This window comes from Noviherbaspirillum humi, from assembly GCF_900188095.1.
In the GTDB taxonomy this organism is placed as follows: Bacteria; Pseudomonadota; Gammaproteobacteria; order Burkholderiales; family Burkholderiaceae_D; genus Noviherbaspirillum; species Noviherbaspirillum humi.
In genome coordinates, this window is the sequence record NZ_FZOT01000025.1 from 16621 (window position 1) to 39600 (window position 22980).

22 protein-coding genes and 1 tRNA gene are annotated in these 22980 nt (G+C 65.2%); 16 read left to right on the plus strand and 7 right to left on the minus strand.

The window, feature by feature from the left end:
* Positions 1 to 51: 51 nt before the first annotated feature.
* Both CHB88_RS22285 and CHB88_RS22290 read right to left on the minus strand, forming a co-directional pair.
* The gene (locus tag CHB88_RS22285) at positions 52 to 1029 is read right to left on the minus strand and encodes a Bug family tripartite tricarboxylate transporter substrate binding protein (RefSeq protein ID WP_089401561.1); all 978 of its coding nucleotides are present in this window, start codon (positions 1027 to 1029) and stop codon (positions 52 to 54) included.
* Positions 1007 to 1735, minus strand: a complete 729-nt coding sequence (locus tag CHB88_RS22290) for a GntR family transcriptional regulator (RefSeq protein WP_245845181.1) — start codon at positions 1733 to 1735, stop codon at positions 1007 to 1009. Before CHB88_RS22290 ends, CHB88_RS22285 begins: the two co-directional genes overlap by 23 nt.
* A 256-nt stretch (positions 1736 to 1991) precedes the next feature.
* On the opposite strand from CHB88_RS22290, the gene CHB88_RS22295 reads away from it, so the two are divergent.
* The 4 genes from CHB88_RS22295 (at position 1992) to CHB88_RS22310 (ending at position 5457) form a co-directional block, all read left to right on the plus strand.
* Positions 1992 to 3473: an iron-containing redox enzyme family protein gene (locus CHB88_RS22295; protein ID WP_089401563.1), complete on the plus strand. Its 1482-nt coding sequence runs from the start codon at positions 1992 to 1994 to the stop codon at positions 3471 to 3473.
* Between the two features lie 96 nt (positions 3474 to 3569).
* Entirely contained in the window at positions 3570 to 4007 is a 438-nt protein-coding gene (gene mscL, locus CHB88_RS22300; protein WP_089401564.1) for a large conductance mechanosensitive channel protein MscL, read from the plus strand.
* Positions 4008 to 4112: 105 nt separating this feature from the next.
* Positions 4113 to 4982, plus strand: a complete 870-nt coding sequence (locus tag CHB88_RS22305; RefSeq protein WP_089401565.1) for an ion transporter — start codon at positions 4113 to 4115, stop codon at positions 4980 to 4982.
* A gap of 91 nt (positions 4983 to 5073) precedes the next feature.
* Positions 5074 to 5457 carry a response regulator gene (locus tag CHB88_RS22310; RefSeq protein ID WP_089401566.1) on the plus strand — a complete coding sequence of 128 codons (384 nt, stop codon included), beginning with the start codon at positions 5074 to 5076 and terminating at the stop codon, positions 5455 to 5457.
* A 9-nt stretch (positions 5458 to 5466) separates the two neighbouring features.
* Here CHB88_RS22310 and CHB88_RS22315 read toward each other — a convergent pair whose 3' ends face one another.
* Positions 5467 to 6600, minus strand: a complete 1134-nt coding sequence (locus tag CHB88_RS22315) for a PA0069 family radical SAM protein (RefSeq protein ID WP_089401567.1) — start codon at positions 6598 to 6600, stop codon at positions 5467 to 5469.
* A 460-nt stretch (positions 6601 to 7060) separates the two neighbouring features.
* On the opposite strand from CHB88_RS22315, the gene CHB88_RS22320 reads away from it, so the two are divergent.
* Positions 7061 to 9052, plus strand: coding sequence for an MHYT domain-containing protein (locus CHB88_RS22320; protein WP_176442608.1), 1992 nt, complete (start codon positions 7061 to 7063; stop codon positions 9050 to 9052).
* Here CHB88_RS22320 and CHB88_RS22325 read toward each other — a convergent pair.
* Together CHB88_RS22325 and CHB88_RS22330 are read right to left on the minus strand one after the other, a co-directional pair.
* The gene (locus CHB88_RS22325) at positions 9046 to 9759 is read right to left on the minus strand and encodes an SGNH/GDSL hydrolase family protein (RefSeq protein ID WP_217900217.1); all 714 of its coding nucleotides are present in this window, start codon (positions 9757 to 9759) and stop codon (positions 9046 to 9048) included. The genes CHB88_RS22320 and CHB88_RS22325 overlap by 7 nt on opposite strands.
* 334 nt (positions 9760 to 10093) lie before the next feature.
* Positions 10094 to 10870, minus strand: coding sequence for a ParA family protein (locus CHB88_RS22330; protein ID WP_245845183.1), 777 nt, complete (start codon positions 10868 to 10870; stop codon positions 10094 to 10096).
* 251 nt (positions 10871 to 11121) lie between these two features.
* On the opposite strand from CHB88_RS22330, the gene CHB88_RS22335 reads away from it, so the two are divergent.
* Positions 11122 to 11946 carry a 3-oxoadipate:acetyl-CoA acetyltransferase gene (locus CHB88_RS22335; RefSeq protein WP_089401570.1) on the plus strand — a complete coding sequence of 275 codons (825 nt, stop codon included), beginning with the start codon at positions 11122 to 11124 and terminating at the stop codon, positions 11944 to 11946.
* A gap of 350 nt (positions 11947 to 12296) precedes the next feature.
* Here the strand turns inward: CHB88_RS22335 and CHB88_RS22340 are convergent.
* A tRNA-Phe gene (locus tag CHB88_RS22340) sits at positions 12297 to 12372 on the minus strand.
* 89 nt (positions 12373 to 12461) lie between these two features.
* On the opposite strand from CHB88_RS22340, the gene CHB88_RS22345 reads away from it, so the two are divergent.
* From CHB88_RS22345 to CHB88_RS22390, 10 genes are all read left to right on the plus strand, one after another.
* A complete protein-coding gene (locus tag CHB88_RS22345) occupies positions 12462 to 13703 on the plus strand; it encodes a UbiH/UbiF family hydroxylase (RefSeq protein ID WP_245845185.1) in 1242 nt (413 codons plus the stop codon).
* Positions 13704 to 13743: 40 nt separating this feature from the next.
* Positions 13744 to 14478 (plus strand): DsbC family protein, encoded by a 735-nt coding sequence (locus CHB88_RS22350; protein ID WP_089401572.1) that lies wholly within the window; start codon positions 13744 to 13746, stop codon positions 14476 to 14478.
* An 86-nt stretch (positions 14479 to 14564) separates the two neighbouring features.
* Positions 14565 to 15557, plus strand: a complete 993-nt coding sequence (acuI, locus tag CHB88_RS22355; RefSeq protein ID WP_089401591.1) for an acrylyl-CoA reductase (NADPH) — start codon at positions 14565 to 14567, stop codon at positions 15555 to 15557.
* A gap of 74 nt (positions 15558 to 15631) precedes the next feature.
* Positions 15632 to 16090, plus strand: a complete 459-nt coding sequence (locus CHB88_RS22360; RefSeq protein ID WP_089401573.1) for a (2Fe-2S)-binding protein — start codon at positions 15632 to 15634, stop codon at positions 16088 to 16090.
* Positions 16091 to 16100: 10 nt separating this feature from the next.
* Positions 16101 to 18302 (plus strand): xanthine dehydrogenase family protein molybdopterin-binding subunit, encoded by a 2202-nt coding sequence (locus CHB88_RS22365; RefSeq protein ID WP_089401574.1) that lies wholly within the window; start codon positions 16101 to 16103, stop codon positions 18300 to 18302.
* A gap of 8 nt (positions 18303 to 18310) precedes the next feature.
* Positions 18311 to 18904 carry a nucleotidyltransferase family protein gene (locus CHB88_RS22370; RefSeq protein ID WP_089401575.1) on the plus strand — a complete coding sequence of 198 codons (594 nt, stop codon included), beginning with the start codon at positions 18311 to 18313 and terminating at the stop codon, positions 18902 to 18904.
* A gap of 67 nt (positions 18905 to 18971) precedes the next feature.
* A complete protein-coding gene (locus CHB88_RS22375; protein WP_089401592.1) occupies positions 18972 to 19430 on the plus strand; it encodes a DUF3429 domain-containing protein in 459 nt (152 codons plus the stop codon).
* 1 nt (position 19431) lies between these two features.
* Positions 19432 to 21222, plus strand: a complete 1791-nt coding sequence (locus CHB88_RS22380; RefSeq protein WP_089401576.1) for a M61 family metallopeptidase — start codon at positions 19432 to 19434, stop codon at positions 21220 to 21222.
* Positions 21223 to 21428: 206 nt separating this feature from the next.
* Positions 21429 to 21641: a hypervirulence associated TUDOR domain-containing protein gene (locus CHB88_RS22385; RefSeq protein ID WP_089401577.1), complete on the plus strand. Its 213-nt coding sequence runs from the start codon at positions 21429 to 21431 to the stop codon at positions 21639 to 21641.
* 46 nt (positions 21642 to 21687) lie between these two features.
* Positions 21688 to 22167, plus strand: a complete 480-nt coding sequence (locus tag CHB88_RS22390) for a hypothetical protein (RefSeq protein ID WP_089401578.1) — start codon at positions 21688 to 21690, stop codon at positions 22165 to 22167.
* A 12-nt stretch (positions 22168 to 22179) separates the two neighbouring features.
* Here CHB88_RS22390 and trpC read toward each other — a convergent pair whose 3' ends face one another.
* Positions 22180 to 22980, minus strand: coding sequence for an indole-3-glycerol phosphate synthase TrpC (gene trpC, locus CHB88_RS22395; protein WP_089401579.1), 801 nt, complete (start codon positions 22978 to 22980; stop codon positions 22180 to 22182).

Here is a 22980-nt window from a genome sequence, read left to right on the forward strand (position 1 = left end):
TCGGCCAAGCGCAGCCGCGCTGGCGGCCGCGTCATGGGTGCGGTTGCGTGATCAGTCCATCTCGAGCTTGCGGGCTTTGACCAGCGCGCTCCATTTGGCGATGTCCTTCTTCATGTAGTCGCCGAACTGCTCCGGCGTCATCGGCATGGTTTCAAGCGCCTCGCTCGACAGCTTTTCCTTCAGGTCGGGCGAGTTGATGGCCTTGTTGATCTCATCGTTCAGGCGGGTGACGATGGGCTTGGGCAGGTTGGCCGGCCCGACGATGCCATACCACTGCACGCCGTCGAAGCCCTTGTAGCCGAGCTCGTCCAGCGTCGGCACGTTGGGCAGCAGCGGATGGCGCTTGATGCCCGTCACCGCCAGCGGCTTGAGCTTGCCGGCCTTGATATGGGGCAGCGCCGCCGCCAGGCCGGGGAACATGGATTGCGTCTGGCCGCCGAGGGTATCCATGATGGCCGGGCCGATGCCGCGATACGGCACGTGCACGATGAAGGTCTTGGTGTCTTCCTTGAACTGCTCCATGACCAGGTGGGTCAGGGTGCCGGGGCCGGCGGTGCCGTAGCTGAGCTTGCCGGGGTTGGCCTTGGCATAGGCAACGAAGTCCTTGACCGAGTTCACCGGCAACGTTGGCGTCACCACCAGCACGTTCGGCGTGCCGCCCACCATGCCGATCGGCGTGAAGCCGTTGACGGCGTCGTACGGCAGCTTGCGCACCGCCGGGTTGGTGCCGTGGGTGCCGACATAGCCGAGCATCAGGGTATAGCCGTCGGGCGCGGCGCGGGTCACCGTCTGGCCGGCGATGGCGCCGCCGCCGCCGCTCTGGTTCTCGACGATGAAGGGCTGGCCGAGGGCCTTGGCGAGCCGGTCGCCCATGGTGCGGGCCACCAGGTCGACGCCGCCGCCGGGCGCCACCGGCGCGACGATCTTCACCGGCTTGTTCGGCCAAGCGTCCTGGGCCAGAGTCCAGGCCGGCAGCAGGGCGCCGGCGCTTGCGCCGAGGAGGGTGCTAAGGATGAGTCTCCGCTTCATTGTTGTCTCCTTCAAAGATAAGTTTGCGCAACCGCTCTCCGGCGGTTTTCACATGCGAGGCCATCAGGGCTTCGCAGCGTTCGGGTTGGCCCTGGCGGATGGCATCGACGATGGCGTGATGCTCGCGCAGGGAGTTCAGCATGCCGACGTCGGTCGATAAATTCTTCAGCCGCGCCAGGTGCAGCTTCTGCACGGCGCCCTGGTAGACGTCGCAGATCTGCCGGTTGCCGCTGGCATGGATGATGTCCCAGTGGAAGTGCAGGTTGGCTTCGTAATACGCCATGACATCCTTGGTCTCGGCGGCGGCGTTCATCGATGCCAGGTGCCGGTCCAGCTTCGCGATGAGCGCCGCGTCCGGCATGGTCGCCGCCACGCGGCCGGCGAAGGCGTCCAGCACCGAGCGCAGTTCGTACAGGTCGGCGGTTTCCCTGGCCGACAGCTGGCGCACGAACACGCCCGCATGCTTGCGCGATTCCACCAGCCCGGTGCTTTCCAGGTCGCGCAGCGCCTCGCGCACCGGCACCCGGGAAACGCCCAGACGGGCCGCCACCATTGGTTCCGTGATGCGGTCGCCCGGCGCCAGTTCGCCGCGCAGGATCAGCGCCAGCACCTCGTCCCGCACCACATGGGGCAGGGAGACGTGGCGGATCTGATCCAGCAGGCTGTCTTCCGTGGCGGCTTTCGCCCAAGGCATTTTCAAGGTCATGACGCATCGTGTATATCGTATACGGTATCCATTCTCTGGGCAGGCAGGCGTTCTGTCAAGCCTCTCGCCCTTGCCGGCAAGCCGCTTTCCCGTCATTCGCCAAGCCGGACGAAAAGCCGTTTCAACGCGTTAATAAAAATGAATCATACGAAGCGGGCGCAGTCGAAACGGCAAGGGCTTGTGTCGTAGACACCCAGGCAGTCATGCCAGCGGTTTCATCGTCACGAGCATGGCAGAAACGTTTCAGAGAAAAACAATGACGCAGATCGCAGTGAAGGAAGTTGTCCACTACAGTCAGCCGGAAACCGTTACCGACCGGCAAATCGATTCGAAGACGCTCTATTTCCAGCTTGACGGCAGCCCCGACGACGCGGCGCTGGCCGAGGGCGCCGATTACCTGCGCCGGCAGCTGGCCCAGGCGCGCGACCTGGAATGCGACCTGCCGGCCGAGCCGGCAGGCATACAGGCATGGATCGAGGCCAATACCCGCCAGGTCGGCCAGCAGTACGCCGCCTACCTGGAAGCACGCAAGGCCGGCGCGCCGCGGCGCTATTTCGGCAGCAAGGCCCACGCCCTCTATTTCCTCCAGTCGGTCGCGCCGACCAAGCTGGTGGACGGCTCCTGGCTCTACGGCCTGGTCGCGCGCTGGCGCGAAGCCCGATTCGCGCCGCTGATTCGCATCTACCTCGAAGAACTGGGAGAGGGGGTGCCGGACAAGAATCATGTGGCAATCTACCGCCGCCTGCTCGACACCCATGGCTGCACCCGATGGCAGGACCTCGACGACAGCCGCTTCGTCCAGGGCGCGATCCAGCTGGCGCTGGCGCACCATGCCGCCGACTTCCTGCCGGAAGTGATCGGCTTCAATCTTGGCTACGAACAGCTGCCGCTGCATCTGCTGATCACGTCCTACGAGCTGAACGAACTCGGCATCGATCCGTATTACTTCACGCTGCATGTCACCGTCGACAATGCCGCCTCCGGCCATGCCCGCATGGCGATGCAGGGCCTGCTCGACGCGCTGCCGCGCGCGGCGGACGGCGCCGAGTTCTACCGACGCGTGAGGGATGGCTACCGCCTGAACATGCTCGGCGCCGGCACCACCTCCGTCATCGCCGACTTCGACCTGGAGCGCGAACTGCTGCATGTGCTGGCATCGAAATGCGCCGTGGGCAGCTACATGCATTCCAACTACTGCCGCATCGGCGGCAAGTCGGTCAACCAGTGGCTGGCCGATCCCGCGCAGTTGCCCGGCTTTCTCGACGCCATGCAGCAGGCCGGCTGGATACGGCGCCACGCCCATCCGGAGCAGAGCCGCTTCTGGAAACTCATCCAGGGCGAGCATGCCGAGATGTTCGGCGTGTTCAACGCGTATGAGCGCCAGGTGATCCACGACTGGATCGCCGGCGACAGCCTGCATGGCGCCCGCAACCGGCCGCTCAGCTACAAGGCAAAGCGCCGGCTGCTCGATGCGCCGGAACCCGAGCCGCGTGCGGAAGCCCATGCGGGCGCGCCGCGCGGGGTGCTGCGCCGTCATCCTTCCCCGCCGGGACAAACGCCGCAGGGGGCCGATGATTTCAGCCGCGAACTGCGCGAGCTGGAAGACCGGCTGGCCAGCCTGCCGGGACGCGACGCCATGATGGACATGCTGAGTCCGCTGCTGGCGCCGTCACTCCATCACTCCGCGGCGGGCATGATGGCCACCCGCATCTACGCCCGGCTGCTCGACCAAGCCTGAACGCCGCGATCCGGGATCGCAAATTTCCACGCAGCATGCGTTTTTCTCCGATAATCGACGCTTCCACCACCGTCAATTCATCCGGAGAAAACAGGCATGGGCATGCTGCAGGAATTCAAGGCGTTCGCCGTCAAGGGCAATGTGATCGACCTCGCGGTCGGCGTCATCATCGGCGCGGCTTTCGGCAAGATCGTCGACTCGCTGGTGCAGGACGTCATCATGCCCCTTGCCGGCAGCATCATCGGCGGACTGGACTTCAGCAGCTACTACCTGCCGCTCAACGGCCAGGGCACGACACTGCCGCTGGCGGAAGCGAAAAAGGCGGGCGCGGTGCTGGCCTACGGCAGCTTCATTACCGTCTCACTCAATTTCCTGATCCTGGCCTTCGTCATCTTCCAGATGGTGCGGCTGTTCAACCGCCTGCGCGGCACGGAAAAGCCGACGCCGGTGGAGATCGTCGAACCGGTCACGCCGGAAGACGTGGTGCTGCTGCGCGAGATCCGGGATTCCCTGAAACAGCGGCAGCCGGGCTGAGCACGCATTGTCCGTGACAGCGGACCGGCCTGATGCAGCGGCTTGGCCCGGCGCATGCCGTCCCCTCGGCACCGGCACTACAATGGCGGTTCATCTCATCTCGCCATGAAGAAATCCACGTCCGATCCGCTACCGGCGCCCAACCCGCCGCCGGACTACGGCCGCCCCGAAGGCGGCCTGCGGCGCAGGCTCTACGCCATCATCTTCGAGGCCAACACGCCGGCCGGGCGCCTGTTCGACCTGGTCCTGGTCGGCGCCATCCTGGCCAGCATCTTCGTCGTGATGATGGACACGGTGCCCAGTTACAGCGCGCGCTACGGCACGGCGATCAATTTCCTGGAGTGGGGCTTCACCGCGCTCTTCACCATCGAATACCTGCTGCGGATCTATTGCGTGCGCCACCCGCTGCGCTACGCCACCAGCTTCTACGGCATCATCGATTTTCTCTCCATCCTGCCGACCTATCTCGCGCTGTTCATGCCGGAGGCCCATTTCCTGATGGAAGTGCGGGTGCTGCGCCTGCTTCGCATCTTCCGCATCCTCAAGCTCACCATGTATGTGGCGGAGTACCAGATGCTGGGCGAAGCGCTGAATGCCAGCAAGCGCAAGATCCTGGTCTTCATCTTCTTCGTGCTGATGGTGGTGCTGCTGATGGGCACCGTGATGTACGTAGTCGAAGGGCCGGAGAACGGCTTCGACAGCATCCCCCGCTCCATCTACTGGGCCATCGTCACCCTCACCACCGTCGGCTATGGCGACATGACGCCCAAGACCGACATCGGCCGCATGATCGCTTCCCTGATGATGCTGCTCGGTTGGGGCACGCTGGCGGTGCCCACCGGCATCGTCACCGCCGAGATGACGAGTCGCCGCGGACGCGCGGCGCCCGCCCGTGCCTGTCCCAATTGCCGCAGCGAAGGCCATGATTCCCATGCCCGCTTCTGCAAGGATTGCGGCGCGCCGCTGAGTTCGTGAAACGCGGCTTTCCCGGCGTTACTTCCGGTCGCACTCGTGTTAGCCTGCGGTTTTCCCTGTTTCCTGCGTCGATGCCGCGCCCGCCTTTCCGATGCTTCGAATCCTCATTGCCGACAGCAGCCTGACCGCCCGCAAAACCCTGGCCTCCGTGCTGGAGAACGCTTCCTGCGAGGTGGTCGGCGAAGCCAATACCGCCGCCCATTGCCTGTCACTGGCGGCGGCGCTCAACCCGCAGATCATCTGCGTCGATCCCACCTTCTCCGACCGCAGCGATGCCGGCCTGCTCGCCGAGCTGCATGCGCAGCAGCCGAAAGCGGTGATCCTGGTGCTGTCCGGCGGCATGGACGAAGCCATGGTGAAGACGGCGCTGGCCAGCGGCGTGGCCGGCTTCATCGTCAAGCCCTACAGCGCCGACAAGGTATTGACCGCCCTGCGGGCGGCGGTGCTCAAGGTGGTGAAGCAGGCGCGGACCTGACCCCGCAGATCAGAACAGGTCCAGCTGCGGCGTCCCAGGCCCGGGCCGGCGGCGCCGCGTGTCGGCCTGGATTTCTGGCGGAACCGCGAACAGGTCGGTCCGCAATCCCAGCCTTTCATTGTTCAGCTTGAGCCGCTTGCAGGCGAGCTGGAATCGCTGGCGCAGCAGGTCGGCGAAGACGCCGGTGCCGCTCATGCGGCTGCCGAAGCTGGCATCGTAAAGCTTCCCGCCGCGCATCTGCGCCAGCAGCGACTGCACATGGGCGGCGCGCAGCGGGTAGTGCGCCTGCAGCCATTCCTGGAACAAGCCTGCGACTTCCCGCGGCAGGCGCAGCAGGATGTAGGCCGCCGATTCGGCGCCGGCCTCGGCGGCGCTCCCGAGGATGGCTTCCAGCTCCATGTCGGTGACGGCCGGAACCACCGGCGCCACCAGCACGCCCACCGGGATGCCGGCCTCGCTCAGGCGCCGCATGGCGGCAAGGCGACGCGCCGGGGCGCTGGCGCGGGGTTCCAGGGTGCGGGAAATTTCATTCTTCAGGCTGGTGACGGAAACGAAGACCCGCACCAGGCTCTTCTTCGCCATGCGCGCCAGAATGTCGATGTCGCGCGTCACCAAACCGGATTTGGTGGTGATCGACAGGGGATGGCTGAAGCGCTCCATGACTTGCAGCACCGAGCGGGTGATGCCCAGGTCGCGCTCGATCGGCTGATAGGGGTCGGTATTGCCGCCCACCACGATTACTTGCGGCACATAGCCCTTGCGCGACAATTCCTTCTCCAGCAGCGCCGCCGCGTTTTCCTTGGCGAACAGCCGGGTCTCGAAATCCAGCCCGGCCGACAGGCCGAGATAGGCATGGCTCGGCCGGGCATAGCAATAGATGCAGCCGTGCTCGCAGCCTTGGTAGGGATTGAGGGAGGCGTCGAAGGGGATGTCGGGCGACTGGTTGCGGCTGATGATGCTGCGCGCGTCATGCAGCCGGACGACGGTCTCCGGCCGCGACGGCGGGTCGGCTTCGTCCTCCACAGCCTGCTCCACCTCTGCCTCGCGCCGCCACTGCTCGAAGCGGCTGCGCTCGTTCGAAAGCGCGCCCCGGCCCTTGATCGGCGCAGCGGGACGGTATGCAGGGGGCGGGGCAGGCGGCATGGCGAATATACTGTTCAAAAACACAGTATATCGGAATGCCGCTTCTTCTTTACTGCGCTATCGGATATCTGCTCCGTCGCGGCGCCTGGCTCCTACAGTAAGCTATGGGCAATGGCCGCGATTCCGCCCAAGGCAATCGCAACGCCCGAAAAAAACTGCAGGCAGCCGGCCGGCGTGGATAGCTTGTCGCGAATCATTTCTTTCATCATGTTTCCCTCCATCGGCAAGAGGCCGGGAAGCAAAGCAGTATGACCGGGTTGTGGCTCCGGAATTCCGGCGATCGGCAAAGCCGTGTGATGAGAAATCCTGGTGCAGTCGTTCGCAGAGTCGAAAATGCCGGTCGACGCGGCCTTCCCGGTCGGCGAGAATGATGAGCCTTCTCAGTCCGGAGGCATTTCCCCGGATTTACGCTCCGGCCGCATTGTCTATCTGCCGTTCCTGTATCGCCGAGTCCCATCCCATGCTTGCAAGCCGGTATGAAATGCCCCTGGTCCTGATATCCATCCTGGTGGCCATCTTCGCGTCCTACACCGCCCTCAGCCTGGCGGAGCGGGTGACGCGCTCGGCCGGCCGCGCGGCGCGGCTCTGGATCGCCGGCGGCGCGCTGGCCATGGGCACCGGCATCTGGGCCATGCACTTCATCGGCATGCTGGCCTTCCGCCTGCCGATAGCCATCGGCTTCGACTTCACCATCACCCTGCTCTCGCTGCTGCTGCCCATCCTGGTGTCCGGCATGGCGCTGTGGCAGGTCAGTCAGCCCCAGCTGCCGCGCAAGCGCCTCGTCGCCGGCGCCCTGCTGATGGGTCTCGGCATCAACGCCATGCATTACACCGGCATGGCCGCCATGCGCATGGATCCTGGCATTCATTACGACAGCCGCCTTTTCGCCGCCTCGGTGGTGATCGCGGTGCTGGCTTCCGGCGCCGCTCTGTGGATCGCCTTCCGGCTGCGCGGCAATCTGCCCAATGTCTGGCAGCCGCGGGCCGGCGCCGCCATCCTCATGGGGATCGCCATCGCCGGCATGCATTACACCGGCATGGCCGCCGCCAGCTTTCCGCTCGGCAGCGTATGCCTTGCCGCCGGCGCCGGCTTCAGCCTGGACGGGCTCGCCATCATGGTCATCCTCGCCACCTTCGGCGTGCTCGGCGTCACCATGATGGCGTCCATCTACGATGCCAAGCTGGAGGCGCGTTCGCGCATCCTGGCGATGTCGGTCGCCACCGCCGAAGAACGCCAGCAACTGCTGCTGCGCGAGCGCGAAGCCCGCGCCGAGGCGGAGCGCCTGAGCGACATGAAGGATGAGTTCCTGGCGACGCTCTCGCACGAGCTGCGCACGCCGCTCAACGCGGTGCTCGGCTGGACCCAGCTGCTGCGCATGAAACGCGGCGACGAAGCGACGCTGGCGCGCGGACTGGAAACCATCGAGCGCAATGCGCGCGCCCAGGCGCAGCTGATCGACGATCTGCTCGACATGAGCCGCATCCTCTCCGGCAAGATCCGCATCGAGATGCAGCGGGTGGATCTGGCTGCGTGCGTCGCCGCGGCGCTGGAAACAGTGCGGCCGGCGGCCATGGCGAAGTCCATCCGCCTGCAGGCTGAACTGGCGCCAAATGCCGGCACGGTGAGCGGCGACCCGAACCGCCTGCAGCAGGTGCTGTGGAATCTGCTGTCGAACGCGGTCAAGTTCACGCCGGAAGGCGGCATGGTGGCTATCAGTCTCACAGTGGAAGGTGATGATGCGGTGGTTACGGTAACGGACAGCGGCATCGGCATCGCGCCGGATTTCCTGCCGCATGTGTTCGACCGATTCCGCCAGGCCGACGCCTCCACCACGCGCCAGCATGGCGGGCTGGGCCTCGGCTTGTCGATCGTGCGGCATCTGGCGGAATTGCATGGCGGCGCGGTAAGCGCCAGCAGCAGCGGCGCGGGGCAGGGCGCCACATTCACCTTGCGCTTGCCGGTGGCAGGCAGCGACGCGGCCGTCCGCGCCGAGAAGACCGATCCGGGCCAGGCAAGCAGGGATCTGCCTGCGGCGCGCGACCTGGGCAACCTGAGCGGCATTCGGGTGCTGGTGGTGGACGACCAGGACGACGCCCGCGATCTGGTGGAGCGCATCCTCCAGAATTGCGGCGCCGTCACGATCGGCGCGTCCAGCGCCGGCCAGGCGCTGAGCCTTGTCGAGCAGGCCCCGCCCGACGTGATCGTCAGCGACATCGGCATGCCCGGCATGGATGGCTTCGAATTCATGCGCCGGGTGCGCGCGTTCGGCGCGGCCCGCGGCGGCGACGTGCCGGCGGTCGCGCTCACCGCCTTCAGCCGCGCCGAAGATCAGAAGCGGGCGCTCCAGGCGGGCTTCAATCACTATCTCTCCAAACCCTTCGAGCCGGCCGATCTGGTCGACTGCGTCGCCGGCCTGACGACGCAAGCGCGCGCCGCCAATCCGGTTCAGTGAGCCGCGCCGAGCAGACGCGCGCCGCGGCGGCCATCCGCCGGTTCCGTCACCGTCCGCACGATGGCCTGGGCGATCTTCGCGCCGCCGATGCTGGACGGCTCGATCGGATTGGCGTAGTCCTCCGGCCGGCTGCAGATCTGGCGCAGGTCGAGCATGGTCAGCCCGTGCTCCACGCCCACCCGGATGATGGCATCGTTGAATGCCGCCAGCGCGGCGGCGGTCTGGCGCTGGTATTGGCGATCGGGGAAGTTGCCGTTGTAGATGGTGCAGGTGACGAGCGGCAGGCCGCGCGCCAGGCAGGCGCCGATCGCCTTGCGGTAGTTCGCCTCGAACTCGCCCGCCGCGTCGCCCAGCAAGATCATCGCCTCCGCCACCGTTTTCGCCGGCGCGCGCAGCACCTGCTGCGAGCCGAGCGCATCGTTGCCGCCGATGCTCAGCACCAGGTGGCTGGCATCGGCCGGCAAGCGCGCCAGCTGCGACGGAATGCCGCGCGTCGTGGCGCCATCCACCGCCAGCAGGCTGGCCTTCCAGCTGCCGGGCAGGCGCTCGCGCACCTGTGCGATCACATCCGGCTTGCCGCCGGTATAGCTGCCGTTGTCGAAGATCGAATCACCGAGAAGGATGAGATGGGGCATGGCGGCGAAGGCCCGCGGCATGGCCAGCATGGCCATTGCCTGAGCGAGGAAGTGTCGGCGGTAAGCATCCATGGAAAAATCACAGCAGCCTGCTTCTGCCTGCAGCCAACCCCGGTGGGCGCCACATCAGGCAGCACTGCATTGACAGATTTCCATGACTGATGGTTCTATCCCGAAGCTAAGTTCCGGGCAGGCGCTCCGCCTGCCATTCAGGTTTTCCATGCATGAAGCCAGAATGCGAAAACGCCGGGCATGCGCGACGTTACCGCTCAAGGTAAAAATCGCGCCTTTGTCATGCGCTGCGTAGCGCTTGTTGGCGATAGGCGTTGAAGGCGGTCCCGTTCAGGGTCTGGCTGTCAGAGATTGTTCCGTCATCTTTGATGCTGTAGTCCAGCTTGACTTGGGCTCAGACAGGCGTAATTTCCTGGTACAACGCCAGGAACTCCTGGCTCAGCTTGTGGGAACGATCCATGTGAATCAGCGGCATATGCCGACTGTGGGATTCACGCATCGCAATCGAGGAAGACAATTTCGCCTCCAGCACCGGTAGTCCGTCGGCCTTCAATGCATCGACCATCCGTTGCGGCAGCTTGGCGCGCGGCTGCCACTGGTTGATCACGATGCCCTCCACCTTCAGTGCTGGATTATGGTCTTCCGCGATTTCGCCGATGTTCAGCATGAGCGAACGCATCGCATCCAGCGAAAACGAATCGCAGTCGAATGGGATCAGGCAAGTGTCGGCTGCGACCAAGCCCGAGATCGAATAGAAATTGTATGCAGGACCGGTATCGATATAAATCTCATCGAACTCGGAGCGCAGCTGCGACAGCATGTCGCGCAGCTTGCCGGTTTTCGCCCGCGCCTCCAGCTTGGCTTGCAGGAAGTTCAGCTCCGGGTGCGCCGCCATGATCCACAAGCTGGGGAAGGGCGTTTCGCGCATGAAATCGCCGGGCTGATGATTGCGCAGGCCGTAGTTGGCCTGCTGCTCGAAAAACTTGTAAATCGAAGGGCCGTCGCCGCTGGCAGCGTCGCCAAGCAGGTAATGCGTGGTGTTCGCCTGCGCATCGAGGTCAACCACGAGTGTTCGCTTGCCGCTGGCAGCGGCACAGGCGGCGAGATTTACGGTGATACTCGATTTGCCTACGCCGCCTTTGGGCGTATAGGTCAGGCGTATGCGGGCCACGTAGCTTCTCCATGAGGTAAGCGACATTGTAGCAGCGCTTTCAGGTTGGAAAGGTGCCGGCGCCTCGGAATCAGGGACGGTTCTGAAGGCGTTTCAACGCTTGACGGCATTACCGGCAATGGGGCGGCATGTGATAAGCGCGCGTTGGAAAGAAAACGAAGATCATCGGACGATTTTTTCTGTCCTAACCTTAACCGGGAGACGCCTTCATCAGGGGCGCCGTATCCTGCACAACATTTCTGGAGAATGACATGAAGCCCGTTGTTATCGCTGTCGCCATCACCGGTTCGGTGCCCCGCAAAAAAGATAATCCGGCAGTGCCCATAACGGTAGCCGAGCAGATCGAATCCACCCATGAAGCCTTCGAGGCTGGCGCTACCCTGGTTCATTTGCATGTGAGAAATCCGGATGAGAGTTCGTCCTCGGACCCGGCCTTGTTTGCCGGCGTCTTGGAAGGCATCAGGAAGCATTGCCCCGGCATGATCGTGCAGTTCTCCACCGGCGGGCGCGGCCGCGATCAGGCTGCGCGCGGCGCAGCGCTGCATCACCAGCCCGACATGGCGTCGCTTGCCACGGGCACGGTAAATTTTCCCACCATCATCTATGAGAATGCGCCGGCGCTGGTGGACCAGCTGGCGGCAAGCATGAAGCAGCATCATATCCTGCCCGAGATCGAGATCTTCGACCTGTCGCATCTGTACGGCATGCGCCGCCTGATGGATGTCGGGCTGATCAATGACAGGCCGCACGTGCAGTTCGTGATGGGCATCAAGAATGCGCTGCCAGCCGAAGAATACCTGCTGGATGTGATGCTGTCGGTCCTGAAGCGCGTCGCACCGAATGCCACCTGGACCGCCGCGGGCATCGGACGGACCCAGAGCGAGGTGATCGAATGGGTGCTGAAGCGCCAGGGCGACGCGGTACGCACCGGACTGGAAGACAATGTGCGCATCGACCGCGAGCGGCTGGCAGCAAGCAATGCGGAGTTGGTCAGGATTGCGGCCGACCTCTGCGGGAAATACGATGCCCGGCCGGCGACGACTACAGAGGCAAGGCAGATATTGGGATTGGTTTGATCTCGCGGGTCTTGAAGATCGGGCCTTCGTCAAGCCGAACCGACGCGCTGGTATCTCGTCGCTTGCTCAGATGAGTTGGGCGGGTGCCGAAAGGGGCGTGTTCGCTGAAATGGACTGATGAACTGATGGCGGATCGATCGCCGTGGCGAGCCAGCAGTCGCCATATTGCTTAGCGATGGCGTGGTGCACATCTGCCTTGTGTCGGCAAAGCAGGCCAGCAATAAGAATCAAAGAGTGCAGAGAATGGCTGCTCAATGATGAGAGCCGGACCGTGCTAGGACAATCTGTACACGGGACTATAAAAGTAGAAAGGGCTCGCAACATCGCTGTTGCAAGCCCTCGTTTTTTCTTGGTGGCCCGGGGCGGAATCGAACCACCGACACAAGGATTTTCAATCCTCTGCTCTACCAACTGAGCTACCAGGCCAAGAGACGTGAGAGTATAGCAGGGTCTCGGAATTATGCAAGTCCCTCGGCCGGCCTTATTTCGAGCCTGCCGGTATAATCGTTCGCATCATGACTACTCATAGCGCCATGCATGGCGCGATTCGGCAAATGCATCTCGAGAGCGATGTCTGCATCATCGGCGGCGGCGCCATCGGCAAGACGGCGGCGCTGGCCTTGTCCAACGCAGGGATCCGGGTCACGCTGCTGGCCGCGCCGGCCGTTGCCGGCATTGCGGCGTCGGAGGTCGCGCCGTCCTGGGACGTGCGCGTCTATGCATTGAACCAGACCGCGCGGCGTCTGCTGTCCGCGCTCAAGGTATGGGATGCGCTGGATGCGTCGCGCATCGCGCCGGTGGATGCGATGCGCGTGTTCGGCGATGGCGAGGCTGCCGGCAAGCTGTCCTTCGACGCCTATGGCGCGCGGGCCGATGCGCTCACCTGGATCATCGAAGACCGCAATCTCAATCAGGCGCTCGACGCCGCGCTGCGCTTCAGTCCGAATCTGCAGGTCATCAGCGGCCGCGCCGAGCGCCTCGATTTCCATCCGGACCGCGTCGAGGCCCGGCTGGCGAATGGCGACCTGCTGTCCGCAAGGCTGCTGGTCGGCGCCGACGGCGCCCACTCCTGGGTGCGCGGCCAGTGCGACATCGATCTCGACTACCGTCCCTACGGCCAGCGCGCCGTCGTCACCAACTTCAGCTGCGAGCGGCCGCATCATGGCGCTGCGTTCCAGTGGTTCACTTCCGGCGAAGGCATCGTCGCGCTGCTGCCGTTGCCCGGCGACCGGGTATCGCTGGTGTGGTCGGCGCCGGAACCGCTGGCCCAGGCATTGATGTCTCAGCCGCTGGAGCAGCTGGCGGCGCGTGTCTCGGCCTTCAGCTCGCCGCACATCGGCAGCGTGCATCCATTGCAGCCCGAAGCGAGGCAGGCGTTCCCGCTGGCGCTGATCCGGCCGCGTTCGATCACGGCGCAGCGCGTGGCCCTCATTGGCGACGCGGCCCACGTGGTGCATCCGCTCGCCGGCCATGGCATGAATCTCGGCTTCGGCGACGTGGCGGCGCTGACGCAGGCGATTACCGGCCGCGAGCCGCATCGCGACGTCGGCGACGAGCGGGTGCTCGGCCGCTATGCCCGCGCCCGCAGCGAGGATGTGCTGCTGATGCAGGTGGCGACCGACGGCCTGGAGCGGCTGTTCGCGGCGCCGTTCGAACCCTTGCGCATCGCCCGCAACGTCGGCCTGAATCTGGTGGACAAGCTGCCTTTCGTGAAGCGACAATTGATTTCGCATGCACTGGGAAGAATGCTGACCTGAAGCGCCTTCCCAGTTTCATTTTCCGCAACCGGACCGCCCCATGAAAACTTTGCTAAGCGCCGCGCTCGCGGCCCTCTTCCTCTCCGGCGCCGCTCAGGCGACCACGCCCGCCAATGCCGATGCCAGCCAGGAAGCGGCGCTGAAGAAGCTGGTCGAGCAGCGCCTCGGCGAAGGCGTGAAGGTCGAGTCGATCCGCAAGACGCCGTATGGCGGCCTGTATGAAGTCAGGGTCGGCAACGACATCGTCTATACCGACGCCAAGGCCGACTACATCTTCGTCGGCCGCATCCTCGACGCCAAGACCCAGCAGGATTACACCCGCGCCCGCATCGACGAGATCAACAAGATCAAGTTCGCCGACCTGCCGCTGGACTCCGCCATCAAGATGGTGAAGGGCAACGGCAAGCGCGTGATTGCGGTGTTCGAGGACCCGAACTGCGGCTACTGCAAGCGCTTCCGCCAGACCCTGGCCGAGATGGACAACATCACCGTCTACACCTTCCTCTACAACATCCTGTCGGAAGACTCGGCGGAAAAATCGAAGAACATTTGGTGTTCGCCCGACAAGGCCAAGGCCTGGGATGAGTGGATGCTGCGCGCCAAGGCCGCGCCGGCCGCGCCCGCCAGCTGCAATACGCCGAACGAAAAAGTGCTGGAGCTGGGCCGCAAGTACAAGATCACCGGCACGCCCACCATCTTCTTCACCGACGGCACCCGCATACCCGGCGCCATCGACCGCAACGGCCTCGAGTCCAAGCTGGGCTCGGTCAAGTAGGCTCCCTCGCTGCGCCGGCAGCACGCCGGCGCGCCCAACGCCGCTTTCATTGCCGAACTATAATCGTCTCTCCATACCGGGAGACGATCATGTTCAACGCAATCCTGCTCAACAAGAACGACGACGGCAGCACCAACGCGAAACTGGCCCAGCTGTCCGAAACCGATCTTCCTGCCGACGGCGACGTCACCGTTCGCATCGACTACTCCACCGTCAATTTCAAGGATGGCCTCGCCATCACCGGCCGTTCGCCGGTCGTGCGCAAGTGGCCGATGGTGCCGGGCATCGACGGCGCCGGCACGGTGATCGCGTCCAGCCACCCGGCGTGGAAGCCGGGCGATGCCTTCATCCTCAATGGATGGGGCGTGGGCGAGACCCACATGGGGTGCCTGGCGCAACAGGCGAAGCTGAAAGGCGATTGGCTGGTGCCGCTGCCGGCCGGCATGAGCGCGCGCTCGGCAATGGCCATCGGCACCGCCGGCTATACCGCCATGCTGTGCGTGATGGCGCTCCAGGAGCAGGGCGTGGCGAAGGAGGCGGGCGAGGTGCTGGTCACCGGCGCTTCCGGCGGCGTCGGCAGCGTGGCAGTGGCGATTCTGTCCGGCCTGGGCTATCGCGTGATCGCCTCCACCGGCAAGCTGGACGAGGCCGATTACCTCAAGTCGCTTGGCGCTGCCGAAGTGATCGACCGGGCCGAGCTGTCGGCGCCGGGCAAGCCCTTGCAGAAGGAGCGCTGGGCCGGCGTGGTGGATTCGGTCGGCTCCCATACCCTGGCCAATGCGCTGGCCCAGACCCGCTATCTCGGCACGGTGGCTGCCTGCGGCCTGGCCCAGGGCATGGACCTGCCGACGTCGGTGGCGCCCTTCATTCTGCGCGGCGTGAAGCTGATCGGCATCGACAGCGTCATGGCGCCCAGACCGCGCCGCATCGCCGCCTGGCAGCGTCTGGCAGCTGAATTGGATACCGGCAAGCTGGAAAAAATGACGGGTGAAATCGACCTTGCGGCGGCGCTGCACAAGGCCCAGGATATCCTGGCCGGCAAGGTGCGCGGCCGCCTGGTGGTCGACGTCAACCGCTGAGCCCATCGCCAACCATGCGACAAGCAGGCGCCGTTCTCACGGACGGCGCCTTCATTATTTCAGGGAGCAATACCATGACCGTCCTCAACGTCAACGGCCGCGACATGCAGGTCGATGCCGATCCCGCAACGCCCATCCTCTGGGCGCTGCGCGACAACCTCAACCTCACCGGCACCAAGTTCGGCTGCGGCGCGGCGCTGTGCGGCGCCTGCACCGTGCATCTGAACGGCCAGCCGATCCGCTCCTGCAGCACGCCGATTTCCGCTGCCGTCGGCCAGAAGATCACCACCATCGAAGCCATGGAAGACGACCGCGTCGGCAAGGCGGTGCAGGATGCCTGGGTCAAGCACGACGTTCCTCAGTGCGGCTACTGCCAGAGCGGCCAGGTGATGAGCGCCACCGCGCTGCTGAAGGTCAAGCGCAATCCGAGCGACGCCGACATCGACGCCGCCATGGCCGGCAACATCTGCCGCTGCGGCACTTACCAGCGCATGCGCGCCGCCATCAAGGATGCGGCCAAGACCTTGGCTTGAGGAGAACGGCATGCGAATCGAATCGATGAAGCGGGATGAAAACATGGCCGGCCTGTCGCGCCGGGGCTTCCTGAAGGCGGCCGGCGTTGCCGGCGGCGGCCTGGTGCTGGGCTTCTTCGTGCCCGGCATGGGCCGGCTCGCCCGCGCCCAGGCAGCCAAGACGAATTACGCGCCGAATGCCTTCCTGCGCATCGCGCCGGACAACAGCATCACCGTCGCCATCAACCGGCTGGAGTTCGGCCAGGGCGTCAACACCGGCCTGACCATGCTGATCGCCGAGGAGCTGGATGCCGACTGGTCGCAGATGAAGAGCGTGCTGGCGCCGGCGGGCGAGATGTACAAGGACCCGATGTTCGGCATGCAGATGACCGGCGGCTCCACCGCGCTCAAGCACTCCTTCATGCAGTACCGCGAGATCGGCGCACGGGCCCGCGCCATGCTGATCGCCGCCGCCGCCGAGCAGTGGCAGGTCAGCCCGGCGCAATGCCGCACCGAGCGCGGCGTGGTGATCGGCCCCAACGGCAAGCGCGCCGCCTATGGCCAGCTGGCCGATGCGGCGATGAAGCAGCCGCTGCCGGAGCAGGTCAGCCTGAAGGATGCGAAGCAGTTCCGCTACATCGGCAAGCCGCAGCGGCGCCTGGATGCGCGCGCCAAGTCGAGCGGCCGCCAGCAGTTCGGCATGGACGTCAGCCTGCCCGGCATGAAGACGGCGCTGGTGGCCCGCCCGCCGGTGTTCGGCGCCCGCGTGGCAAAGTTCGACGCCAGCAAGGCCCGTGCGGTGAAAGGCGTGCTGGCGGTGCTGGAAGTGCCGACCGACCGCGGCGGCAGCGGGGTGGCGGTCATCGCCGAGGGTTACTGGCCGGCCAAGCTCGGCCGCGATGCGCTTGCCATCGACTGGGATGCGAGCCAGGTGGAAAAGGTGGACAGCGCCGCCCAGATGGCACGGTACCGCGAACTGGCGCAGCAGCCCGGCATCGTCGCCCGCGAGGCCGACGTGTCGAAGCTGGCCGATGCGCCGAAGAAGCTGGTGGCGGAGTACAGCTTTCCGTATCTGGCGCATGCGCCGATGGAGCCGCTGAACTGCGTGGTGGATCTGAAGGCGGATGCCTGCCAGGTCTGGGCCGGCACCCAGTTCCAGACGGTGGACCAGATGGCCATCGCCGCCACCGCCGGCTTGAAGCCCGAGCAAGTCACGCTCAACACCATGATGGCCGGCGGCGGTTTCGGCCGGCGCGCGGTGCCGACCTCGGACTATCTGGTGGAAGCGGTCAACGTGGCGAAAGCCTGGAAAGCGTCCGGCGGCAATGCGCCGATCAAGCTGGTATGGAGCCGGGAGGATGACATCCGCGGCGGCTACTACCGCCCGGCCCATGTGCACCGCGCCGAAATCGGCCTGGATGCGCAGGGCAAGGTGCTGGCCTGGAACCACACCATCGTCGGCCAATCCATCCTCACCGGCACGCCGTTCGAGCCGGTCATGGTGAAGAATGGCGTCGATGCCACCATGGTCGAAGGCATGGGCGAGCCCTATGCGCTGCCGCTGAAGCTGTCGGTGCACAATGCCAAGGCCAACGTGCCGGTGCTGTGGTGGCGCTCCGTCGGCTCCACCCATACCGCCTTCGTCATGGAAACCCTGATCGACGAACTCGCGCAGCTGGCCAACACCGACCCGGTCGCCTACCGCCGCCAGCTGATCGGCGACAAGCATCCGCGCCATCTGGCCGCGCTGGACCTGGCGGTGGCCAAGTCCGGCTATGGCAAGCGCAGGCTGCCGGCCGGCCAGGCCTTCGGCGTGGCACTGCACGAGTCCTTCGATTCGGTGGTGGCCTATGTGGTGGAAGCGTCCTTCGACAAGGGGGTGCCCAAGCTGCATGCGGTCACCGCTGCCGTGCACTGCAATCTCGCCGTCAATCCCTTGTCGGTGGAAGCGCAGGTCCAGGGCGCGGCGCTGATGGGCCTGGGCACCACGCTGCCGGGCGCCGCCATCACGCTGAAGGATGGCGTGGTGCAGCAGCAGAACTTCGGCGATTACGTCGTCGCCCGCATGCCGGACATGCCGCGCATCGCGGTGCACATCGTGCCCTCCACCGAGCCGCCGACCGGCATGGGCGAACCCGGCCTGCCGCCGCTGGCGCCGGCCTTCGCCAACGCGCTGGCGCGCCTCACCGGCAAGCGCCTGCGCGAGCTGCCGTTCAACCTTCCGGCGGCTTGAGCGCAGTCATGGCTCAAGGCAAGCGCGGCATCGCAGGCATTTTGCTCGCCGCCGGCCGCGGCACCCGCTTCGATCCGGCCGGCGTGCAGGACAAGCTGATGCAGTCGCTGCCCGGCGGCATGCCGGTAGCGGTGGCCTCGGCACACGCCTTGTGCGCCGTGCTGCCGAATGTGCTGGCGGTGGTGCGGCCGGATGCGCCGCGGCTGGCCGCCGCCCTGCGCGAGGCAGACTGCGAGGTGAGCCTCTGCGCGGAGTCCGGCCAGGGCATGGGGGCCTCGCTGGTGCATGCGCTGCGCCGGCGGGAGGCGGCCGACGGCTGGATCATCGCGCTGGCCGACATGCCCTTCATTCAGTCTTCCACCCTGCAGGCGCTGCAAGCCGCGCTCGTTGCCGGTGCGGATATTGCCGTGCCCGTGCGGGAGGGCAGGCGCGGGAATCCGGTGGCCTTCAGCCGCAGGCATTTGCCGGAACTGCTCTCTCTCGGCGGCGACGAAGGCGCGCGCCGCCTGCTGCGCGCCCATCCGGTGACGGAAGTGGCGGTGGATGACCCCGGCATCCATCGCGACATCGACCAGCCGGGCGACTTGCCGATCCAACCATAGGCATGGCAATGTCGCTACACTAGCGGTCTTTCCATTGCGCATGCCGGCGGCGCCGGCGACATCGACCATGCAGAACCCCGCCTCCCGCGAGCGTCTCGCCCATCAGCTCGGCTATGCCGGACTCATTCCCTTCGTGCTGCTGGCCATCGGCTGCTGGGTGGTGGAGAAGAGCTGGATCGGCGATTTCATCCAGGGCCAGCTCGCCTATGGCATCGCGATTCTCTCCTTCCTCGGCGGCCTGCACTGGAGCCTGGCGCTGACCTCGAACAATCTTTCGGCGGAACAAAGCCGCAAGGCGCTGGTCTGGAGCGTGATACCGTCTCTGCTTGCCTGGTTCTCCACCATGGCCGGCGGCTTCGGCTTCGCCGTGCTGATGGCTGGCTTCATCGCCGCCTATCAGGCCGACAGGCGGCTGTTCCCGCTGTACGGCATGCCCGGCTGGATGCTGACGCTGCGGCTGCGCCTGACCATCATCGTCGTCGCCAGCCTGCTGCTGTCGGTCATCGGCGCCAACACCCGAGGATAAGATGAAGAACGCCATCCACTACACCATCACGCCGGTCGATCCCGCCGCCCACCTGTTCGGTATCACGCTGACGGTCGAATCCCCCGATCCCGCCGGCCAGCGCTTCCTGCTGCCGGCCTGGATTCCAGGCAGCTACATGATCCGCGAATTCGCCCGCAACATCGTGCGCATCCAGGCCATGGGCGACGGCAAGCCGCTGGCTTTGACCAAGCTCGACAAGCACAGCTGGCAGGCCGAGCCATGCGACGGCCCACTGCAGCTGCATTACGAAGTTTATGCCTGGGACCTGTCGGTGCGCGCCGCCCATCTCGACCAGACCCATGGCTTCTTCAACGGCACCAGCGTGTTCCTGCGGGTGGAAGGGCAGGAGCGGCTGCCGCATGTGGTCGACATCCGCAATGCCGAGGGCGAGTACTTCCGTTCCTGGCGCGTGGCCACCGCGCTGCGCGAGCTCAAGGCCAAGCGCTACGGTTTCGGCACCTATGTCGCCGACGATTACGATGAACTGATCGACCATCCGGTGGAAATGGGCAATTTCGAGCTGGCCACTTTCCGCGCCCACGGCGTGCCGCACGACATCGTCATTACCGGCCAGGTGCCGAACCTCGACATGGCGCGCCTCGCCGCAGACCTGAAGCAGGTATGCGAGGCGCAGATCGCCCTGTTCGAGCCGCGCACGAAGAAGGCGCCGATAAAGCGCTACGTGTTCATGACGCTGGCGGTGGGCGACGGCTACGGCGGATTGGAGCACCGCGCTTCCACCGCGCTGATCTGCTCCCGCGCCGATCTGCCGGTGCAGGGCGTGAAGGAGATGAGCGAGGGGTACCGCACCTATCTCGGCCTGTGCAGCCACGAGTATTTTCATACCTGGAACGTCAAGCGCATCAAGCCGGCGGCCTTCGCGCCCTACGACTTGCAGAACGAGGTCTACACGCCGCTGCTGTGGCTGTTCGAGGGCTTCACCAGCTACTACGATGACCTGATGCTGGTGCGCAGCGGCCTCATCGGCGAACAGGACTATCTCAAGCTGCTGTCCAAGGCTATTAACGGCGTGCTGCGCGGCAGCGGCCGCACCAAGCAGTCGGTGGCCGAGTCCAGCTTCGATGCCTGGACCAAGTACTATCGTCAGGACGAGAACGCGCCGAATGCCATCGTCAGCTACTACGCCAAGGGTTCGCTGGTCGGCCTGGCCCTGGACCTCACCATCCGCCAGGAGACGCGCGGCAAGCGTACGTTGGACGACATCATGCGCGCCCTGTGGCAGCGGTACGGCCGCGAATTCCACGAAGGCGCGGGCGAAGGCCGCGGCGTGACCGAGGCGGAGGTCTACGCCCTGTTCGACGAGATCGCCGGCGTGAAGCTGAAGCGCTTCTTCGACCGCTATGTGCGCGGCACCGACGACCTGCCGCTGCAAAAGCTGCTGGCGCCGCTCGGCATCGACTATGCAGACGACCGCAAGGATGGCAAGCCCAGCCTCGGCATCCGCACCAGCCGCGAGGGCAGCGACTGCAAGGTGGCCAATGTCTACGAAGGCGGGGCGGCTCACCGTGCCGGCGTATCGGGCGGCGATCTTCTGGTGGCGGTGGATGGCTTGCGGGTGACGACCAGCAATCTCGACACGCTGCTGTCGCGCTACCGGCCGGGCGATGCGGTGATGCTGCATGTGTTCCGCCGCGATGAACTGCTGGCGTTCGAGGCTCAGCTCGGCACTGGCGACGTACCCAAGGTAAGCCTGACCGCCGAGGAAAAACCGGTGGCGGCGGCGCGGCAGCGGGCGCTTTGGCTATCCTGATTTCTCGTCCGGTTCCTGGACAAAAGCGCGGTATGGCCGCGCTTTTTTATTTCCGACAAGGTCCGGTGCCACGTTGCAGCCGATGGCATGAAGCTTGCGGATTCTCCCGCTCTTCCCCATAACTCCGCGGTTGAAAAGCGGGCCGAGTGTACCTGCTACAAAAGCCTGCCGCTTTTTACACCGCCCATGTTCGCAAAGGAAATGCGATGACGCAGATATTCAAGCGAGGTGACAAGGTGCAGTGGGAATCGTCCCAGGGAACCATTTCCGGCACGGTGAAGCGAAAGCTGACCTCGCCGACGCAGATCCGCGGCCATCATGTGGTGGCTTCGAAGGATGATCCGCAATACTTGGTGCAAAGCGATGAAACCGGCGCACAGGCGGCGCACAAGCCGGAAGCCCTGCGCAAGTTTCACTGATTGATTGACACGGCGGGCCGACGGGCCCGTCAGGAAAGGAAGCAGCATGCAACTCGGAAAGACTGTGACGGCGCGCTCGCTGGTAACGGGCACCCTGGCTGGCATGGCCACCGCCCTCGCCACGGCCATGAACGGCAAGCGCGAAGCCGGCTCCTATGCGGCGCCGCTGAATGCCACCAGCCACATCCTGTGGGGCGACGAAGCCGCGCGGCATGACGATGTCTCGATGAAATATACGGCTTCCGGTTTTCTGCTCAATCATGCGGCCGCCATCATGTGGGCCGCGATCTACGAGAAGTGGTTTGCCGGCCGGCGTGGCGGCGTGCTGAAGGGCGGGTCCGCCATGACGCCGGCCCTCGGCGCGGCGCTGGTGAGCGCCGGCGCCTATGTCACGGACTACCATCTCGTGCCTAAGCGCTTCACGCCCGGCTATGAATACCATCTGTCCGGCAAGTCGATGGCGCTGATCTACGGCGCGCTGGCCTTGGGGCTGGTGGCCAGCACCTTGCTGACCGACCGCGATTGACGAAGAAGGAAATCAGCCGAACAGCCGCGCCAGCTCCACGCCGGGTTCCGGCGCGCGCATGAAGGCTTCCCCCACCAGGAAGGCATGCACGTCGGCGTCACGCATGCGCTTGACGTCGTCGGCGTTGCGGATGCCGGATTCGGTCACCACCAGCTTGTCCGGCGCGATGCGTGGCAGCAGGCCGAGGGTGGTGTCCAGACTGGTATCGAAGGTGCGCAGATTGCGGTTGTTGATGCCGAGCAGGGCGGTCTTCAGCTTGAGCGCCGCTTCCAGCTCTTGCTGGTCATGCACCTCCACCAGCACGCTCATGCCGAGTTCGAGAGCGCAAGCTTCAAGTTCGGCCATCACCCCATGGTCCAGTGCCGCCACGATCAGCAGGATGCAATCGGCGCCCCAGGAACGCGCTTCGTAGACCTGATACAAATCCACCATGAAATCCTTGCGCAGCACCGGCAGCGGGCAGGCAGCGCGCGCCTGCTTCAGATAGTCGGGCGCGCCCTGGAAGAATTTCTCGTCGGTCAGCACCGACAGGCAGGCGGCGCCATGCTCGGCATAGCTTTCGGCGATCTGCGCCGGCTGGAAGTTCTCCCGCAGCAGGCCTTTGGACGGCGATGCTTTCTTCACTTCGGCGATCACGCCCGCCTTGCCCGCGGCGATCTTCCCGCGCAGGCTGGCTTCGAAGCCGCGCAGCGAGCGGCGCAGCTCGGCATCGGTTTCCACCTCCCGGCGCAGGCTGTTGAGGTCGCGGTATTTTTTCGCGGCGGCGACTTCGTCGGCCTTCACCGCCAGGATTTTTTCAAGAATGTCGGACAT

Bases quoted from the DNA above. Each gene is read 5' to 3' on its own strand.
- CHB88_RS22285 (WP_089401561.1), bottom strand. From the start codon at position 1,029: ATGAAGCGGAGACTCATCCTTAGCACCCTCCTCGGCGCAAGCGCCGGC.
- CHB88_RS22290 (WP_245845181.1), bottom strand. From the start codon at position 1,735: ATGACCTTGAAAATGCCTTGGGCGAAAGCCGCCACGGAAGACAGCCTG.
- CHB88_RS22295 (WP_089401563.1), top strand. From the start codon at position 1,992: ATGACGCAGATCGCAGTGAAGGAAGTTGTCCACTACAGTCAGCCGGAA.
- mscL (WP_089401564.1), top strand. From the start codon at position 3,570: ATGGGCATGCTGCAGGAATTCAAGGCGTTCGCCGTCAAGGGCAATGTG.
- CHB88_RS22305 (WP_089401565.1), top strand. From the start codon at position 4,113: ATGAAGAAATCCACGTCCGATCCGCTACCGGCGCCCAACCCGCCGCCG.
- CHB88_RS22310 (WP_089401566.1), top strand. From the start codon at position 5,074: ATGCTTCGAATCCTCATTGCCGACAGCAGCCTGACCGCCCGCAAAACC.
- CHB88_RS22315 (WP_089401567.1), bottom strand. From the start codon at position 6,600: ATGCCGCCTGCCCCGCCCCCTGCATACCGTCCCGCTGCGCCGATCAAG.
- CHB88_RS22320 (WP_176442608.1), top strand. From the start codon at position 7,061: ATGCTTGCAAGCCGGTATGAAATGCCCCTGGTCCTGATATCCATCCTG.
- CHB88_RS22325 (WP_217900217.1), bottom strand. From the start codon at position 9,759: ATGGATGCTTACCGCCGACACTTCCTCGCTCAGGCAATGGCCATGCTG.
- CHB88_RS22335 (WP_089401570.1), top strand. From the start codon at position 11,122: ATGAAGCCCGTTGTTATCGCTGTCGCCATCACCGGTTCGGTGCCCCGC.
- CHB88_RS22345 (WP_245845185.1), top strand. From the start codon at position 12,462: ATGACTACTCATAGCGCCATGCATGGCGCGATTCGGCAAATGCATCTC.
- CHB88_RS22350 (WP_089401572.1), top strand. From the start codon at position 13,744: ATGAAAACTTTGCTAAGCGCCGCGCTCGCGGCCCTCTTCCTCTCCGGC.
- CHB88_RS22360 (WP_089401573.1), top strand. From the start codon at position 15,632: ATGACCGTCCTCAACGTCAACGGCCGCGACATGCAGGTCGATGCCGAT.
- CHB88_RS22365 (WP_089401574.1), top strand. From the start codon at position 16,101: ATGCGAATCGAATCGATGAAGCGGGATGAAAACATGGCCGGCCTGTCG.
- CHB88_RS22370 (WP_089401575.1), top strand. From the start codon at position 18,311: ATGGCTCAAGGCAAGCGCGGCATCGCAGGCATTTTGCTCGCCGCCGGC.
- CHB88_RS22375 (WP_089401592.1), top strand. From the start codon at position 18,972: ATGCAGAACCCCGCCTCCCGCGAGCGTCTCGCCCATCAGCTCGGCTAT.
- CHB88_RS22380 (WP_089401576.1), top strand. From the start codon at position 19,432: ATGAAGAACGCCATCCACTACACCATCACGCCGGTCGATCCCGCCGCC.
- CHB88_RS22385 (WP_089401577.1), top strand. From the start codon at position 21,429: ATGACGCAGATATTCAAGCGAGGTGACAAGGTGCAGTGGGAATCGTCC.
- CHB88_RS22390 (WP_089401578.1), top strand. From the start codon at position 21,688: ATGCAACTCGGAAAGACTGTGACGGCGCGCTCGCTGGTAACGGGCACC.
- trpC (WP_089401579.1), bottom strand. From the start codon at position 22,980: ATGTCCGACATTCTTGAAAAAATCCTGGCGGTGAAGGCCGACGAAGTC.